The organism is Clostridium sp. AM49-4BH (genome assembly GCF_003478335.1).
GTDB lineage: Bacteria > Bacillota > Clostridia > Lachnospirales > Lachnospiraceae > Butyribacter.
Window position 1 is genome coordinate 25,849 of record NZ_QUFB01000027.1, and the last position, 16,907, is coordinate 42,755.

The 16,907-nt window shown below is 44.9% G+C and carries 15 protein-coding genes; 2 read left to right on the forward strand and 13 right to left on the reverse strand.

What is annotated here, in order from left to right:
• Positions 1-12: 12 nt before the first annotated feature.
• The 10 genes from fmt to cls form a co-directional block, all read right to left on the reverse strand.
• Positions 13-966 carry a methionyl-tRNA formyltransferase gene (gene fmt / locus DW981_RS08915; RefSeq protein ID WP_118507468.1) on the reverse strand — a complete coding sequence of 318 codons (954 nt, stop codon included), beginning with the start codon at positions 964-966 and terminating at the stop codon, positions 13-15.
• An 81-nt stretch (positions 967-1,047) separates the two neighbouring features.
• Positions 1,048-1,524 carry a peptide deformylase gene (gene def, locus DW981_RS08920; protein WP_022024709.1) on the reverse strand — a complete coding sequence of 159 codons (477 nt, stop codon included), beginning with the start codon at positions 1,522-1,524 and terminating at the stop codon, positions 1,048-1,050.
• A 16-nt stretch (positions 1,525-1,540) separates the two neighbouring features.
• Positions 1,541-1,666 carry a hypothetical protein gene (locus DW981_RS16180; protein ID WP_347474549.1) on the reverse strand — a complete coding sequence of 42 codons (126 nt, stop codon included), beginning with the start codon at positions 1,664-1,666 and terminating at the stop codon, positions 1,541-1,543.
• Positions 1,663-3,777: a primosomal protein N' gene (gene priA / locus DW981_RS08925; RefSeq protein WP_347474550.1), complete on the reverse strand. Its 2,115-nt coding sequence runs from the start codon at positions 3,775-3,777 to the stop codon at positions 1,663-1,665. Before priA ends, DW981_RS16180 begins: the two co-directional genes overlap by 4 nt.
• A 30-nt stretch (positions 3,778-3,807) precedes the next feature.
• Complete coding sequence (locus DW981_RS08930; protein WP_118507469.1) at positions 3,808-5,277, reverse strand: UDP-N-acetylmuramoyl-L-alanyl-D-glutamate--2,6-diaminopimelate ligase; 1,470 nt, start codon at positions 5,275-5,277, stop codon at positions 3,808-3,810.
• Between the two features lie 83 nt (positions 5,278-5,360).
• Positions 5,361-6,209, reverse strand: a complete 849-nt coding sequence (gene dapF, locus DW981_RS08935; RefSeq protein WP_118507470.1) for a diaminopimelate epimerase — start codon at positions 6,207-6,209, stop codon at positions 5,361-5,363.
• A gap of 67 nt (positions 6,210-6,276) precedes the next feature.
• Complete coding sequence (gene ruvB / locus DW981_RS08940; RefSeq protein ID WP_118507471.1) at positions 6,277-7,278, reverse strand: Holliday junction branch migration DNA helicase RuvB; 1,002 nt, start codon at positions 7,276-7,278, stop codon at positions 6,277-6,279.
• Positions 7,279-7,309: 31 nt separating this feature from the next.
• Complete coding sequence (gene ruvA / locus DW981_RS08945) at positions 7,310-7,921, reverse strand: Holliday junction branch migration protein RuvA (RefSeq protein ID WP_022026150.1); 612 nt, start codon at positions 7,919-7,921, stop codon at positions 7,310-7,312.
• 98 nt (positions 7,922-8,019) lie between these two features.
• Complete coding sequence (locus tag DW981_RS08950; protein ID WP_022026149.1) at positions 8,020-8,271, reverse strand: MerR family transcriptional regulator; 252 nt, start codon at positions 8,269-8,271, stop codon at positions 8,020-8,022.
• An 89-nt stretch (positions 8,272-8,360) separates the two neighbouring features.
• Positions 8,361-10,013, reverse strand: coding sequence for a cardiolipin synthase (cls, locus tag DW981_RS08955; protein ID WP_118507472.1), 1,653 nt, complete (start codon positions 10,011-10,013; stop codon positions 8,361-8,363).
• A gap of 176 nt (positions 10,014-10,189) precedes the next feature.
• Here cls and DW981_RS08960 point away from each other — a divergent pair, with 176 nt between their 5' ends.
• Positions 10,190-11,383, forward strand: a complete 1,194-nt coding sequence (locus DW981_RS08960; protein WP_182434207.1) for a ribonuclease H-like domain-containing protein — start codon at positions 10,190-10,192, stop codon at positions 11,381-11,383.
• A 203-nt stretch (positions 11,384-11,586) separates the two neighbouring features.
• On the opposite strand, the gene rpmF is transcribed toward DW981_RS08960, so the two are convergent.
• Positions 11,587-11,769, reverse strand: a complete 183-nt coding sequence (rpmF, locus tag DW981_RS08965; protein WP_022024243.1) for a 50S ribosomal protein L32 — start codon at positions 11,767-11,769, stop codon at positions 11,587-11,589.
• 96 nt (positions 11,770-11,865) lie between these two features.
• Entirely contained in the window at positions 11,866-13,056 is a 1,191-nt protein-coding gene (locus DW981_RS08970) for an acetate kinase (protein WP_022024244.1), read from the reverse strand.
• A 181-nt stretch (positions 13,057-13,237) separates the two neighbouring features.
• On the opposite strand from DW981_RS08970, the gene DW981_RS08975 reads away from it, so the two are divergent.
• Positions 13,238-14,572 carry a nucleotidyltransferase family protein gene (locus DW981_RS08975; RefSeq protein ID WP_118507474.1) on the forward strand — a complete coding sequence of 445 codons (1,335 nt, stop codon included), beginning with the start codon at positions 13,238-13,240 and terminating at the stop codon, positions 14,570-14,572.
• On the opposite strand, the gene DW981_RS08980 is transcribed toward DW981_RS08975, so the two are convergent.
• On the reverse strand, positions 14,547-16,643 hold the full coding sequence (locus tag DW981_RS08980) for an Ig-like domain-containing protein (RefSeq protein WP_118507475.1): 2,097 nt from the start codon (positions 16,641-16,643) through the stop codon (positions 14,547-14,549). The two genes, DW981_RS08975 and DW981_RS08980, sit on opposite strands and share 26 nt — an antisense overlap.
• Between the last annotated feature and the right edge of the window lie 264 nt (positions 16,644-16,907).

The window sequence follows — 16,907 nt, forward strand, 5'->3', positions numbered from 1 at the left end:
CCTTTCTATTGCCTAATCACAGGCAAGTATCGTTCCGCAGTCAATCTGCATGCCGCGCAGGAAATCTGCAATATTCATTCGTTTTTTGCCGGCGAGCTGCAAGCTTTGCACACTCAGGCAGCCATCTCCTGTCTGGATCCACAAGCGATTTTTATCAATCAATACGATCTGACCGCACCGGCCTTTCTCGATCTGCTCTGCTGCCTGCTGCTCCGCATCGACAATATCTGCATCCCAAATTTTTAGCATTTTACCCTGTAAGCCCGTATAACAACTCGGCCACGGATTAAGTCCTCGGATCAAACGCTCTAATTCAACCGCCGGTCTGGTAAAATCAAGCTTTCCTGTCTCCTTGGAAAGCATCTTGGCATACGTATATTCTTCTCCCTGCGGAACAGGATGGAGTTCTCCGGCTTCTGCCTGTTTCAATACCTCTAGTATCATCGGACCGCCAAGTTGTGACAATTTATCAAACAAACTGCCCCCGGTCTCTTTGGCATCCAATGTATATTTCTGAACCATCAACATATCTCCGGTATCCAGTCCCTCATCCATCTGCATGATCGTTACGCCACTTTCCGGATCTCCGTCAATAACAGACCACTGGATCGGTGCTGCACCACGAAGCTTTGGCAACAAGGACGCATGCACGTTCATGCATCCGTATTTTGGCAGTTCTAATATTTCTTTGGGTAATATCTGGCCAAATGCTACAACGATGATCACATCCGGGTTAAGTTCCTGCAAGACCGGATAAAACGTTCCGTCCTTTATGCGCTCCGGCTGAAATACCGGAATCTGCACCTCCACGGCGGCTTCCTTCACCGGAGAAAACTGCAGCTTACCGCTTCTTCCCTTCGGTCGGTCCGGCTGTGTCACAACACCAACTACTTCATGTTCGCTCTGTATCAGAGTTTCCAATGTCGGAACCGCAAAGTCCGGTGTCCCCATAAATACAATACGCATGCTTTGTCCACTCCTTTGTCTCACTCTAATCAGGCACTGTCTTCTGCAGTCTGCCTCTCTATCGTCATCCTATGAGATCATTTACTCGATCGGCTCTACGTCCTGAATCCCATTTTCCGTCTTGCTGACATACAGCGTACCGGAAAGATGGTCGATTTCATGCTGCAAGGCTCTCGCTAACAGCTCTTCCCCTTCCACAATGATCTCATTCATATTTTCATCCAATGCTTTTACCTTCGCATAATTGGCGCGTTTTACAATACCAACTTTGCCAGGCACACTCAAGCAGCCTTCCTGTCCGATCTGCTCTCCGCTAAGTTCAATGATCTCCGGATTGACCAATACGATCGGATGATCACATTCCGGTGTAACATCAATCACGCAGATCTGCTTCAAAATACCAACCTGAGGTGCTGCAAGACCTACGCCCTCTGCGTCATACATCGTCTCTAACATATCCTCGATCAATGTTTTAATCCTAGGTGTCATCTCCTTTACCGGGCGACACTGCTTTGTCAATATTTCATCTCCCATTACTCGAATTGTTCTTAATGCCATTTTTTTCTTCCTTCCTTTATTCATGATCAAAAGAAAACTGAACACTTAAATGCTCTGACAGTCCTCTTTGCCGAATGTACTGTTCTAATCGATCTTTTTCCCGTACCAAGCACTCATACTCCGCCGATTTTCCATATATCATATATCGATATACATCCCGAGTTTGGCGATCGGTGCCTCTGACGGTCCCAAAAGTACAAGCCCCTCTGTGCCACGAAGCATGTCCGCTAACTCATCTGCAAATGACGTCGCTAACGCCTCATCCTTAGAAAGCACCAATACTCCTAGTATATGGGAAACGGGCGGATATTGCAACATTTGACGCATTAAAATTTCCTGCTTATAAAATTGCACGTAGTTTTGATCTGCTGCGCAGGTAATGCTGTAATGCTCCGGCTGATAGGTCTGCAGGACAACTTCTCCGGCAAGATCGCCACGTCCTGCCCGTCCTGCCGCCTGCGCCAGCAACTGATAAGTGCGTTCTGCCGCTCTGTAATCTCCTACATTAAGCGACAGATCTGCCGCCAATATGCCAACTAATGTTACCTTCGCAAAATCATGGCCCTTGACGATCATCTGCGTTCCTACCAAAATGTCTGCCTCTCCCGCCGCAAATTGCTTTAAGATCCGGTCATGCCCCTCTTTGCCTCCGGTCGTATCCGCATCCATGCGAAGTACTCTTGCACCCGGAAATCTGCTTGCCGCCATCTGTTCTACCTGCTCTGTGCCTAGTCCAAAAGTGCCAATGTATTTCGATCCACAGGAGGGACAAGTCTGTGGCATCGGAATCGTATAGCCACAATAATGGCAGGTCAGATGCGTTACTTTGCCAGCTCTGCTGTGCGGTTTGAGTGACACGGCACAATGCGGACAGCCAACGACTTCTCCACATTTGCGACAGGACACAAAGCCTGCAAATCCGCGACGATTCAAAAATAAGATTGTCTGTTCGCCTCGTTCCAGTCTCTTTTGGATCTTACCCGTTAAACTCCGGCTAAATATCGAGAAATTCTTTGCTGCCAGTTCTTCCCGCAGATCCACAATTTCCACACGAGGCAGTGAAGCCCCTCCGGCGCGCTCCGTCAGTTCAATGCGCGTATACTCCCCTGTGGTCGTATGATAATATGCTTCCAGCGATGGTGTCGCCGATCCGAGTAACACGCTTGCCCCAAGCATCTTGGCACGCTGTACGGCAACTTCTCTTGCATGATATTTCGGAACATTTTCACTTTGATAGCTGGACTCATGTTCCTCATCCATAACAATGATCCCCAGTCGCTCAAACGGCGTAAACAATGCAGATCGCGGCCCGATCATAATATCGATCTCTCCCATCTGCGCACGTTCAAACTGGTCGTACCGCTCTCCCGCAGATAGTCTGGAATGCATAACCGAAACTCTGTCTCCAAAACGCGCATAAAAGCGCTGTACTGTCTGAAACGTGAGTGCGATCTCCGGGATCAGCACTATGGCCTGTCTGCCGCTGCGGATGACATGCTCGATACATTGCATATATACTTCCGTCTTTCCGCTTCCGGTAACACCATGCAGCAGATATACCTGCTGCTGTCCCGCATCCATATTGCCACAGATCTGCGTTACAGCCTTTTGCTGCTGCTCATTCAATATCACTTCTTTGTCTGCCGCATGAAGTGTGTGATAGGGATTGCGGTAAGATCTGCTCACCTCTATACGGATCCATCCTTTGTCCTGCATTGCTCGAAGTACAGATAGCGTTGCCTTATGCGCCTTACAAAGCACATCATAATCCATCCCGTCTGCATAGTCTTCTGCCTGCAGCAAAGCATCTATGATCCGCACTCTTGCCGTCTGATGCTTGCCTGCCAGTTCCTCGCGTATCTTTCTAAGCTCTTCCCTTGTTGGGATCGGTATGACACGCTTTTTCTCTTTTATCTGGATTTCACGCCGCACCGGCATAACAGCCTTGATCGCGTCATTCATCGTGCCGCCGTAATGTGTTTTTATCCAGTAAGCAAGGGAAAGCAGGTGCGACTGTGCTACGACGCCCTGCTTTACAACTGCTATAATATCTTTGGTTCGGCGAATGTCAAACTTCGCCTGATCTGACAACCCGATAATATATCCCTGCACTGTTCGATTTCCTTTGCCAAATGGAATATCGACCAATGCGCCGATCACCGCGTCCGCCTGTAACGGATCCGGTACACGATATTGAAACGGGCGGTCTAGACTTTTCACCGATATATCGATGATAATATCTGCAAATAGCATATAAACCCTACATTCCTTTCGGTTCTGTCATCACTGCAGGAAGTTGCCGTCTTTGACAACATCTGCCACCAGTTCTCTCTCATCCATATGGTATTTCTTGCCACAGATTTCCTGATAATCTTCATGTCCTTTACCGGCTAAAACGATAACATCACCCTCTTGTGCATGCTCGATCGCATAACGGATCGCCTCGGCTCGGTCAATGATCGTGATGTATTTTCCATCCGCTTTTTCCACGCCGGTGACGATATCTGCAATGATCGCTTCCGGCTGTTCATTACGCGGATTGTCCGAAGTCACGATCGTCAGATCTGCCATCTTAGAAGAAACCTCTCCCATTTCAAAGCGACGCTCTCTGGAACGGTTACCACCACATCCAAACAGGCACACCAGACGCTTTGGATGATACTCTCGCAGCGTAGACAAGAGACTCTCAAGACTCATAGCATTGTGTGCGTAGTCGATCATAAGCGTAAATTTAGAAGAAACCGGAAGGATCTCCACTCGCCCCTTCACACGGATCTGCGATAAAGAGTTCAATATCGTCTCTTTTTGTACTCCGAAATGTCTGCAGATCGCAATCGCCGTCATCGAATTATACACACTAAATGTGCCCGGAATATCAATCTCAACGTCCATATCCAATGCCCCACTCATGTGGTAAGCAACACCAAGCGTGCCGCCTTTATCCATCAAATGAACATTAGACGCGCGAAGATCTGCATCTTCTCCAAATCCATATGTCTCCACTTCACACGTATGACCTTCCAATACCTCATCCAGATGATGTGCATCAGCATTGAATATACCGTGTTTACACTGCTTAAACAAAAGGCTCTTGCAATGAATATAGTCTGCCAGATCCTTATGCTCATTCGGACCGATATGATCCGGCTCCAAATTTGTAAAAATGCCGTAATCAAATACAAAACCGCTTACACGGTGTAACATCAACGCCTGTGAAGAAACTTCCATCACCACGCATTTGCATCCGGCGTCCACCATTTTGCGGAAAGATTCCTGCACAACATACGATTCCGGAGTTGTGTTCACCGATGGGATCACCGTATCTCCAATGATCGTCTCGATCGTTCCGATCAAGCCGGTCTTAAAGCCGGATGCCTCCAAGATCGAACGAACCATGTACGTTGCCGTTGTCTTCCCCTTGGTTCCGGTAATTCCAATCGTTGTCAGTTCTTTGGCAGGATGGTCAAAATATGCTGCTGAAAGCTGTGCAAGCGCTAACCTGCTGTCTGCCACCCGGATCACGGTAACCTCATCGGGAACGGTAACTTCCTTTTCCACGATCAACACCGCAGCGCCTTTTGCGGCAACTTCCGGTGCAAAATCATGTCCGTCGCGCACTGCCCCGCTAATGCATACAAATACAGAATCCTGCTCTACCTTACGTGAATCATATACTAAGGTACTGATCTCGCGGTCCTGCTCCCCCTGCAGTACCGTATAATCCATATCCAATAATAACTGTGATAATCTCATATTCTGCTCATCCTTTCTGTCCTATCTATATTTCTGTTACATTCCTAACCACAAACAACATCATATTCTCTGTCTCTTACATTCTACACATCAATATCTGTGATATCGATTTCCCCATCGAATACAACCGTAGCCGGTCCCGTCATAAATACTGTCTCTGCCTCACGATCATAGACAATATACAGATCGCCTCCCAGCAAATGTACAGTTACGTTCTCATCCGTTTTGCCATTTAATACACAGGCTACAACAGCCGCACACGTTCCTGTTCCACAAGCAAGTGTCTCTCCGGCCCCTCGCTCCCAAACACGCATATTGATCTCACTGCGGTTTAACACCTGAATAAATTCTGTATTTACTCTCTTCGGAAATGCTTCATGATGCTCAAAACCCGGTCCGATCTTTTCCAACGGAAGTGATGCAGTATCCTCCACAAAAACAACGGCATGAGGATTTCCCATAGATACCGCTGTTACATGATACTCTTTCCCCTCCACGATCAATGGCTCATTCACACACTGCTTCTCTCCGATCGTTACCGGAATCTCTGACGGGCAGAGGATCGGCGATCCCATATTCACTTTCGCCGTTTTCATCTTACCATCCTGTACTTCCATATCAATATATTTGATACCGGCTAACGTCTCGATCGACACCTTCGTTTTATCGGTCAGCCCGTAATCATAGACATATTTTGCAACACAGCGTATTCCGTTGCCGCACATTTCTCCACGGGAACCATCAGCGTTGTACATCGCCATGCAAAAGTCTGCCACCTCAGACGGCTCAATTAAGATCAGTCCATCCGATCCGATGCCAAAATGGCGGTCACTCACAAATTGTGCTACCTTATCCGGATGTTTCACCGTTTCCTCCAGGCAGTTCACATATACATAATCATTGCCACACCCATGCATCTTTGTAAATTTCATACGATCATTCCTTTCCCGGCTCATTTTAGAGCCGCAGGTACCATAGTTACTTTGTGTCTCTTGCTTTCTATGTTTTATTCTTTCGGTATCCCGAATGATAATACGCCTCATCTGATGCAACACGGCCTCTCGGCGTTCGCAGGATCAGTCCATTTTGAACAAGATAGGGTTCGTATACATCTTCTAACGTACCCGGGTCTTCTCCGATCGATACGGCTAACGTTTCTAATCCTACAGGCCCACCGCCAAATTTTTGGATCATCGTCATGAGGATCTGTCGATCCGTCTGATCCAACCCCAGCTTATCAACCTCTAATAAATTCAGCGCAAAATCAGCCACCTCTTTCGTTATACGTCCATCGTACTTGATCTGTGCAAAATCACGCACTCTCTTGAGCAGCCGGTTAGCAAGGCGCGGCGTCCCTCTGGATCGTCTGGCAAGCTCCAAAGCACCATCTTTATCAATTTCTACTTCTAATATTTTAGCAGAGTGCAAAATGATCTCCTGCAGCTCTTCTACCGTATAGAACGCCAGACGGCTCACAACCCCAAAACGATCTCTTAACGGTGCCGACAGCATGCCGGCTCTTGTCGTTGCACCGATCAATGTAAACTTTGGCAGATCTAAGCGGATCGACCGTGCCGCTGCACCTTTCCCGATCACGATATCGATCACAAAATCCTCCATCGCAGGATATAATACCTCTTCTACCTGGCGATTCAACCGGTGGATCTCATCCACAAACAGCACATCTCCATCCTGCAGATTATTGAGGATAGCAGCCATCTCACCCGGCTTTTCAATGGCAGGTCCCGCTGTGATCTTTAGATTCGTCCCCATCTCATTTGCCACGATCCCGGCAAGTGTTGTCTTACCAAGTCCCGGCGGGCCGTACAACAGTACATGGTCCAAAGAGTCCCCTCGCTCCTTAGCAGCTTCTATATACACTTTAAGGTTGCTCTTTACTTTTTCCTGTCCGATATACTCCCGAAGATACTGCGGTCTGAGACTGGTCTCTATCCCTGCATCTTCATTCGTAAACTCCGTTGTAATGCTTCTCTTTGCCATCCGTTATTAATTCCTTTCGTCTGACTTTGTTTTACATATTTTTTAAGCTCTGCTTAAGCAGTTCTTCTACCGTCATGTTCTCTGCCGCAGGAACTGCCCGCACTGCTCTTAGCGCATCCGTTGCCGAATACCCGAGTGCCGTCAATGCACTGACAGCATCTGCCTGCAGAGCAGAAGAATGCTGCGTCATATCTGTCTTCGACTGCTCCCCTACATCCAGTGCCGTCTCAATCGACTGCTGCATATCAATCTTATCCTTCAGTTCCAGAATAAGTTTTTTGGCTGTTTTCGCTCCAATTCCCGGTGCAGTTGCAATCGTCTTGGCATCTTCAGAAAGGATCGCAAACCGAATATCATCTCCGGAAAGTGTTCCCATCAACGCCAAGCCTCCCTTTGGTCCAATTCCGCTGACCGTGATCAATAGCTTAAACAGGTCTTTGTCCGCCTGTGTCGCAAACCCAAACAACTGCATTGCATCTTCACGCACCGAAAAGTACGTGTATATTTTCACTTGACTGCCTGCCACCGGCATTTTTGACAGCAAGGAATCCGGCACCAATACCTCCAGTCCGATCCCCTGGTGATCTATGATCACACTGGTCGCTGTCGTTGCCACCAGCTCTCCTGCAACATAACTGATCATCTTAATCCTACATTCCTTTCTCTGCCTGCAGATCTATGCATGTTTTCGCATATTACCACAGGCGTGGTATTAACATCGTCAATTATCTTTCTTATGTACTAGTCCGGTATCCGACTAAAAGTCCCATGAGACTTAGACAACCAACCTTCTTCCATATATTTCAAGATCACATACGGATGGATACCAAGTTCCTCTGAAATCTGCAGCGCATTGCTGTTTGGGAAGCGGTGCAGATATTCTACAATATCATCCAACTGATCCTCATCCTTATCACGACAATCCTTGCAGCAGCAAGTACGGATCTTCGAACGAAACACCTGATGACAGTGCTTGCACACATTTGTATACATCGTACGTTCTCTCCTCTCCTCCAAAGTTTCTTCCACAAAGGCATATATCTCGGTACTTTTGCGCCCTTCACTGCACATACTGTAATCTATTACAGCAAAATGGAAAACAAATTCAACACCGGCTCGATAAATTTATATCTTCGCGGTCTGTTCTTCCATTCTTCATAACTAACTTCATGACTTTCCTCAAAAGTAGCACAAAAATCCTTGCGGATATCTTCCTGTATCTGCTCTCCTGACATCCAAATGCCGTTTTCATAATGCAGATAATAACTGCGATAATCCATATTGATCGTTCCTACGATTGCTGCATCCTCCGTCAATATCTGCTTCGCATGCACAAATCCCGGCGTATATTCATAAATACGGATCCCCTCTTTGAGAAGACTGCCATAATTATAATATGTCAATATTTTAACCAGTTTTTTATCCGGAATACTTGGCGTGATGATACGTACGTCAACACCTCTCTGTGCTGCCTCGATCAATGACTGCTTCATGTAATCTTCGATAACAAGATATGGCGTCGTAATATACAAATATTCATCGGAATACATGATCATCTGATTATAGATGCTCTCAATCGGATTAAACGGATTGTTGGCCGGGCCATCTGAGATCACATGACAATACGTATCGCCCGTACTTTCCGGCATAACACGATATCGCAAATAACCAACATGTTCCGGGTCGGTCGAACTCGCTTCCCACATTTGCAGAAAAACGATCGTCAGTCCCCAAACCGCTTCACCGCTCACGCGAACACCCGTATCTTTCCAAACGCCAAAGCGTTCTACCAAATTTGCATATTCATCTGCCAGATTAAATCCTCCGGTAAACGCCACTTTACCGTCTACCACAACAATCTTTTGGTGTGAACGGAAATTCATATACAATTCGCCTGTATATTTGTGGATCGGATTAAAGACACGCACGTCAATTCCTGCTTTTTGTAACATCGTCGAAAAATATTTACCCGTTCGGATTGCTGCACCAAAGTCATCATACAAAAACTTTACTTCAACGCCCTGTGCTACTTTCCGTTTTAATATTTCAAACGTTTTATCCCACAAAGCTCCTTCAGCAACGATAAAAAAGTCGATCAAAATATAGTCTTCTGCCTGTTCTAACGCCGCAAAAATATCTTCAAACGCATCTTCTCCCATCGGGTAATACTTCACATCATTTGCCGCAGACAATGGGAATTCTGCCGTCTCCATGTACTTAACCATACGACCTGCCACAGGATTTTCCCGCAAAAACTTCTGATATGCCTGCTCATCGTGTATCAAGAACTGATTTCCATAAGAAATCTGTCGCAAGATATGTTGATCCAACTTCTTTTTGTTACGGCTGGATCTTCCCCACAGATAATACATTACAAATCCACTGATCGGCAGGATCAACGCTAATGCGATCCAAGCCTGCCGATACGCCGGGCTTTGACTGCTATTGATCAGCGTCAGCATGGCGATCACCGCAACAATCTCCAATATAAAGTAGAAATACACTGTTTGATTTTGTAGCAGTAACGGGAGCATTATTATCATTACAAACTGGATCAAAACGATAAATGCTGTCAATATGATGCGCAAAAATCCGGATAAATTATTTTGGATCCGTCCTTTTAACCCTCGTAAATGCTTGTAATGTTCCTCTCCTCTGCGAAACATATCTGCGTCACGTTCTCTCTGTTTACGTATCCATCTTTCATAACTGCTGTCTGATGGAGTTTTCTTCATAAACACCCTCCATTCCAATTCGTTCCTGTCGAAGTGCAACTATTACCATTCTTTGCCGCACTACAGAGACCATTATCATCATTACTCACTTCTGCATATTAGTATACTCGAATTGCTCAAAAAACTCAAATGGTCTATAATGTCCTCAAACGATGTTTCACAAACGGAGGAAACGAATGAAAACCATTACAGATACAATTACATTAGCACTTCCGGCTGCTGCTTTTCCAATGGATCCGGAACGTATTTTATTTTTTGATATTGAAACCACGGGGCTGTCGCCACGTGCATCTTCCCTATATTTGATCGGTACCATACACGCTTCCGGTGCAGACCAATATACGATCACACAATGGTTCGCCGACACATCTGCCAGTGAGCAGGAAATGCTAACATGCTTTCTGGAGCAATTAGAACATTATGATGGCCTGTGCCATTTCAATGGACGCACCTTTGATATCCCCTATATTTTGAATAAATGCGACAAATATCACATCACACCTTCTTCCCATTGTCAGGACATCTTATCCGACACAACGCAGACAAGATCGTTTGATATGCTGCTGCAGCTACGACCATTAAAGAAGTTGTTTGGTTTGGCGCATGGTGCACAAAAAGACTGGGAACAGTTTATCGGCATTGACCGAGAAGATATTTATTCCGGCGGAGATCTCATCCAGGTATACAGCAGCTACCGCCAAGATCTGCTGCTTCACCCGGAACAAGCGGCTGCCAAAGAACATCTGTTGCTCTTGCATAATCACGATGACCTGATCGGTATGCTCCACTTAGTAAAAGTTCTGACCTACCGACTGCTCTTGACACGCAAAAAAGAATCGCCTGCCCGGATCGAACACGCCACACTATTAGAACGCCGCCCCGGCTACAGCGCGGCTACGATCTCGTTTGAACTGTCGGCAGCCGTTCCCCGCAAAGTCCATGTCACAGCACCGATTCCTTGGCCAAAACTATTCCGGGACCAACCGCAAAAAGAGTTGGAACTTACCTTGGAGCACTCTCTGGGATTGTTGACGATACCTTGTGTTCATGAAGAATTGAAATATTTTATTCCGGATTACAAAAATTATTATTACCTGCCGGAAGAGGACACTGCCATCCACCGCAGTGTGGCAGAGTTTGTCGATAAAGCACATCGCAAGGCAGCAACTGCTGCAACCTGTTATGTCCGAAAGACCGGCGATTTTATTCCCTCTGTTTCCGGCAAAATAGACTGTGACGGATTATTGCTGTTTCAGCAAGAGCATCGTGACAAATTATGTTTTGCAGCACTTCCGGAACCTGCTTCAGAAGATGATGGTTCCTCATGGCTCCCTGCTTATGTGGCAGCACAGCTTGGCTGCTTTTTATAAATAGACTGCCGTACAGCTTGGCTGTTTTAACAAATATATCATTGTACAGCCTGATTACTTTAACAAATATATCATCCCACAGCTTGATTACTTTAATAAGATTAAAGTGCCAAAAGGACTTTTGACACCTTAATCTCTAATAGCAAAAAAACCGATACGTTTCCGTATCGGTTTTTTATTTCATGTACTATATGGAATGTCCATTATTCAGCGTTTGCAAGGATCTCTTTCTTATTGTAAGATCCACAAGCCTTGCATACTCTGTGTGGCATCATTAAAGCACCACATTTGCTGCATTTTACCAAGTTTGGTGCAGACATTTTCCAATTAGCTCTTCTCTTATCTCTTCTAGACTTAGAAGATTTATTTTTAGGGCAAATAGACATTTCTTTCCACCTCCTATTTGTAATCCATTTCCTTTTGCAACACTTTCTCGATTATATCAACTCACGATTGCTTTGTCAACATTTTTTTTGTGAATCTTATTTGCAGACCAGACGAGCTGTCTCTCTGGCAATAGCAAGCTCCTCATTAGTTGGTACCACCCATACCTGAGCCGCACTATCATCGGTAGAAATCTTACGCTCATCACCGCGTACTGCATTTGCCTCAACATCCAGCTTGATACCGATCGCAGCTAAACCTTCAACGATCTTGGCACGAAGCTCTAAGTTGTTCTCACCAACACCTGCTGTCAGGGCAATGGCATCTACTCCGCCAAGTGCCATATAATATGCACCGATATACTTGATCACACGATATACCATGACATCTAACGCATTGATCGCATCCTGATTGCCACCCTGTGCAGCTTCTACAAGATCACGATAATCATTGGATAAGCCGGACAATCCAAGAGCACCGGACTTCTTATTCAAGATTGTTGTCATTTCCTGTACCGTGATATTTTCTTTCTGACAGATAAACTCAATGATGGCAGGATCCATATCACCGGAACGCGTTCCCATCATCAGTCCCTCTAATGGTGTCATACCCATGCTGGTATCTACAGACTTACCATCTTTGATCGCGGAAATGCTTGCACCACTTCCGATATGGCAAATGATCATACGGGAATTGTTAATATCCAGTCCTGCAAGTTCTGCCAGTCTCTTGGATACGAAGCTATGACTGGTTCCATGGAAACCATAGCGACGAACACCGTATTTCTCATAATATTCCTTTGGAAGAGCGTACAAATATGCCTTGGATGGCATTGTCTGATGAAATGCTGTATCAAATACTACAACATTCGGCACGCCCGGCATAACTTCCTGACATGCACGAACACCCAGCAGATTGGCCGGGTTATGTAATGGAGCCAGATCATTACACGTTTCAATCTGTTTGATAATCTCTTCATTTATAATAACGGAAGAAGAAAATTTCTCCCCACCATGTACCATTCGATGGCCAATTGCGCCGATCTCATCTAAGGAGGTCAACACTCCAATTTCCTTATCCAACAAAGTATCCAATACTTTCTTGATCGCAACTTCATGATCCGGCAGATCAATCTCCTGCTTAATCTTATCTCCGTTTACTTTGTAGATCAAAGCTCCGTCAAGTCCAATTCTCTCGCAAAGTCCTGAAGCAGCTACTTCTTCTGTCTCGGAATCGATCAACTGAAACTTAAGAGAGGAACTTCCGCAATTAACTACTAAAATTTTCATCTTAAACCTCATTTCTGTGCACACGTTTTTCGTATAAGATTTGGTCGGGTGCACTCTGGCTCAAATCTTGTAAATGGAATGTGAATCCATACAAAAGTATACTTGATTCATTTTTCTTTGTCTAGTATTATTGAGAAAAACGTGTGTTTTAATATCACAACATCAGAAAGGCAGACACAATATGAAAGCAGTTGGAATCATTGCAGAATATAATCCATTTCATAATGGTCATAAATACCAGATCGAGCAGGCACGCCGCATGACAGACGCCGATTATGTTATCGTTGTAATGAGCGGTTCTTTTGTGCAGCGTGGCACCCCTGCCTGGACGGATAAATATTTGCGGACACAGATCGCACTGGAATGTGGCGCCGATATGGTATTTGAACTGCCGACCGCCTATGCCACTGCCAGTGCGAAGGATTTTGCATTTGGCGGAGTCAGCCTTTTGCAGGGATTAGGCTTTGTCGATACCCTTTGCTTTGGATCAGAATGCGGTGATATTCATGCGTTATGGAACGCCGCTCAGTTTCTCGCTGATCCCGGAGAAGCCTTTGAGACTACGATCCGTGAACTGGTCGGCAAGGGGTTATCCTATCCGGCTGCCAGAGCACAGGCATATGCGATGCATGCTCCAACAGACAATATAGCACATCCGCAAAGCACAAACATGGATGGCACGCTCAACGATATGACACATCCACAACACATAGACATGGATAGCACGCCAGACAACAGCAGTACGGCGTCCTCTTTGCTGCAATCGCCAAATAATATTTTAGGTATTGAATATTTGCTGGCACTGAAACAGTTGCACAGCAAGATCATACCGGTGACGATTGCTCGAAAGGATCACGGCTATCATGAAACAACAGCCAAGGATAAATATCTTTCAGCAACCGGTATTCGTGACTATTTTCTGACTCAGGGCAAGATTCCTGTCGACTATCTTCCTGCAGAAGCAGTCAATATATTGCAAGCAGCAAGAAACCATTATCCGGTTACATTAGATGACTTTTCGGAAATGTTGTACTATAGACTGTCCACTTGTTCCCCGGAAGACATGACTCGCTGCGCAGATGTTTCGGACGCTCTTGCTGCCCGCATCTACAATCTTCTGCCAAAGTACAAAACAGCTTCTGATTTTATCGAGCTGCTCAAGACGAAGCAGTATACTCATAGCCGCATCAGCCGCACTTTACTCCATCTGCTGCTTCATACTACCGGCGAACAGACCAAACTCCCGGTCAGTTATGGCAATCTGCTTGGTTTTCGCGGCTCTGCCAGCGGACTGCTGCGTCAGGTCAATGATTTTCCGATCATTACAAAAAAAGCCGATGCACTCTGTCAGTTTCATAAACTGACAGAGGCATCGGCAAAGCATGCTATTTCTCTTTGGAACACAGACTTACTGGCTGACAACTTATACCGTCAATGCCTGCTGCACAAAACAGGCTGTGCACTGCCGGACTGCTATCATGCCCCACTGATCATTCCTCGGTATCCTCTTTGCTGATCGTGAGACTTGCTGTACGATCATCGGAATTGCAATAGTTTTGAATATAGTATGCGCGTCCGGCTGTAAGCGCTACATTCATGGTTATATTTTTCTCATATACCCAACTGTTCGTAGTGTTGTCATAGATCTGATTGGATTTACTAAATGCTGTAGTGATCAAGTCATCCATTGTATATACATTGATCGAAGTGTATTCCTGATCTGACGAATCCATCGTAATCGTATAGTTTCCAGTCTCTGCCGGAATAAATTTCATGTAATTACCGGCCGGAACTGAAACAGTATTGTCAAGCGAGAGTGAACCATAAACTTTTGAGGATTCACCTTTGGTAAGTTTGACAGTACGATTTCCTCCTACACCAAATGTAGCCTTATATTCTACAAAATTCTTCGTTGCGTTTATCGAATAAGTTCCTTTTTTCAAAAATAATGTTTTTCCATATCCTAGATAATCTCTGTCACTGTCATACCACGAACAAGTCAGATCATCTGAGCCGCAGGATAATAACACTTTATACAACGCAAGTTTGAAATTGACGGTTGCACCATTCTTACCAACATGCTTACTGCTTACGGTATGCCGAACATCATTTTTAGATGCATAAAAATTATAGCGAACCGATGGATATACGATCATATTATAGTCGCCTGACTTCATCTTGGCATTACCATAACTATCAGTATCTCCATTCGAATAACTATATCCATAGCAGGCGTTTCGATAATACTTGTTATTATCATTCTTAAAAGAAGCCACTACAGTCGCATTATCAATTCCGGTTCCATCTGCAGCAAGTACACGCCCGGACACTTTCACACCATTCACTGCATTGACTGCCAATGTTCCCTTATTGATATGTCCCTTGGTGTCTTTTACCTGATAAGCTACACTATAATTGCGAGCCGGCAGGTATATCTTCTTATTTCCATTGCCATCATAACGATAACTGTCAAACACAATGTCACCGCTATTAAAACTAATATATTTGTTGGTATTAGATGGTAATGTATACGTATAAGCACCGGAGCCACCTACGGTATATACCTCAAAATATTCAGAAGAATTGTCATTGGCCAGGATCACCCTTCCACCAGCTTCAATATAGCTGTACATTACGCTGGAACTACCAATATAACAACTATATTTCTGCACCAGTTTTTTACCTTTTTCATCTTTTGCCGTAAGTGTCATAATACTTGCCTTGGCAGTCTTTAAGGTTCCCTCCAATTTGAAATAATCACCTTGCATCTTGGCAGTCAAACCATTTGGCACACCGGTGATCTTCATGCTATTTAAATAACCGATATGACTCTGTGAAAATCCCACGGAACGTTCTATCTTGTCTCCAACAACTCCCGTAAAGTATCTGGCTTCTGCATTTTTTGTATAACAAAATTGTGTTTGTCCTGATTTATTACCCGGTAATGCAGATACTGTTACCTGTACATAATCACCATCCTCAATATAATTTATATCGTATGGGATGTTATCATCGGTAGCCAAGCTTACCTCATACACCTTAGAGCTGAGCTTTGTTACACTTGCAACGCGCAGGGCGTATGCAAACTGTCCTGATCCGTCTGCTTTCTTGCGAACCACAAAGTTAGATGCCTTTAAGGCTTTCGCCGCCGTCAAATTTACGCGCACTGTCTTGCCATCTAATACAGCAACAGAAGCAACGCCAGCTTTCTTAGCTGTCTTTTTGGTGACTTTTACGGTCCAAACCTTCTTTTTCTTACCATATTTTGCAGTAATCTTGGTCGTACCTGCCTTTTTGGCTTTTACGACTCCTTTCTTGGATACGGCTGCAACTTTTTTCTTGCTGCTCTTCCATTTGATCTTGGTCTTTTTAGAAACACCCTTGACTTTTAATTTTTTCTTACTGCCAACTTTCAACGAAATCGTATTCTTAGATTTCTTACTCGATTTCTTGCTTGATTTCTTACCAGCTTTTTTAGCTGCTGTCTTCTTGGCTGCACTTACTGTTTGCGTGGTCATTGGCACGGAAGTGGCCGCCAACGCAATCGCAATGCCGACTGCCATTACTTGTTTTGTCACTTTTCTCATATTGTACCTCCATAAAAATATCTGTTATCTCTGCAAATAGTACTACGAAAATATTTCCGTTATTTGCACCAACACCATCATTATACTCTCCCACTGCCCTTTCCGCAACGTGATTTATTATTTTGTTAAGTCTCTGATGAATACATGCCCGAAGGATTGTCTGAGATGTCCCGGTTTAGCAAGGTATCATCCATTTTTGGACGGGACGCTTTCGCTACGATGCGCTACGTCACGTTACTTAATGTCTCTGAAATACGAGACATA

Coding starts and splice junctions, on each gene's coding strand:
- def (WP_022024709.1), bottom strand. CDS start 1,524: ATGGCATTAAGAACAATTCGAGTAATGGGAGATGAAATATTGACAAAG.
- rpmF (WP_022024243.1), bottom strand. CDS start 11,769: ATGTCTATTTGCCCTAAAAATAAATCTTCTAAGTCTAGAAGAGATAAG.
- DW981_RS16180 (WP_347474549.1), bottom strand. CDS start 1,666: ATGATATATGGAAAATCGGCGGAGTATGAGTGCTTGGTACGGGAAAAA.
- cls (WP_118507472.1), bottom strand. CDS start 10,013: ATGAAGAAAACTCCATCAGACAGCAGTTATGAAAGATGGATACGTAAA.
- DW981_RS08930 (WP_118507469.1), bottom strand. CDS start 5,277: ATGAGATTATCACAGTTATTATTGGATATGGATTATACGGTACTGCAG.
- DW981_RS08980 (WP_118507475.1), bottom strand. CDS start 16,643: ATGAGAAAAGTGACAAAACAAGTAATGGCAGTCGGCATTGCGATTGCG.
- DW981_RS08975 (WP_118507474.1), top strand. CDS start 13,238: ATGAAAGCAGTTGGAATCATTGCAGAATATAATCCATTTCATAATGGT.
- DW981_RS08960 (WP_182434207.1), top strand. CDS start 10,190: ATGAAAACCATTACAGATACAATTACATTAGCACTTCCGGCTGCTGCT.
- fmt (WP_118507468.1), bottom strand. CDS start 966: ATGCGTATTGTATTTATGGGGACACCGGACTTTGCGGTTCCGACATTG.
- DW981_RS08970 (WP_022024244.1), bottom strand. CDS start 13,056: ATGAAAATTTTAGTAGTTAATTGCGGAAGTTCCTCTCTTAAGTTTCAG.
- priA (WP_347474550.1), bottom strand. CDS start 3,777: ATGCTATTTGCAGATATTATCATCGATATATCGGTGAAAAGTCTAGAC.
- dapF (WP_118507470.1), bottom strand. CDS start 6,209: ATGAAATTTACAAAGATGCATGGGTGTGGCAATGATTATGTATATGTG.
- ruvB (WP_118507471.1), bottom strand. CDS start 7,278: ATGGCAAAGAGAAGCATTACAACGGAGTTTACGAATGAAGATGCAGGG.
- DW981_RS08950 (WP_022026149.1), bottom strand. CDS start 8,271: ATGTATACAAATGTGTGCAAGCACTGTCATCAGGTGTTTCGTTCGAAG.
- ruvA (WP_022026150.1), bottom strand. CDS start 7,921: ATGATCAGTTATGTTGCAGGAGAGCTGGTGGCAACGACAGCGACCAGT.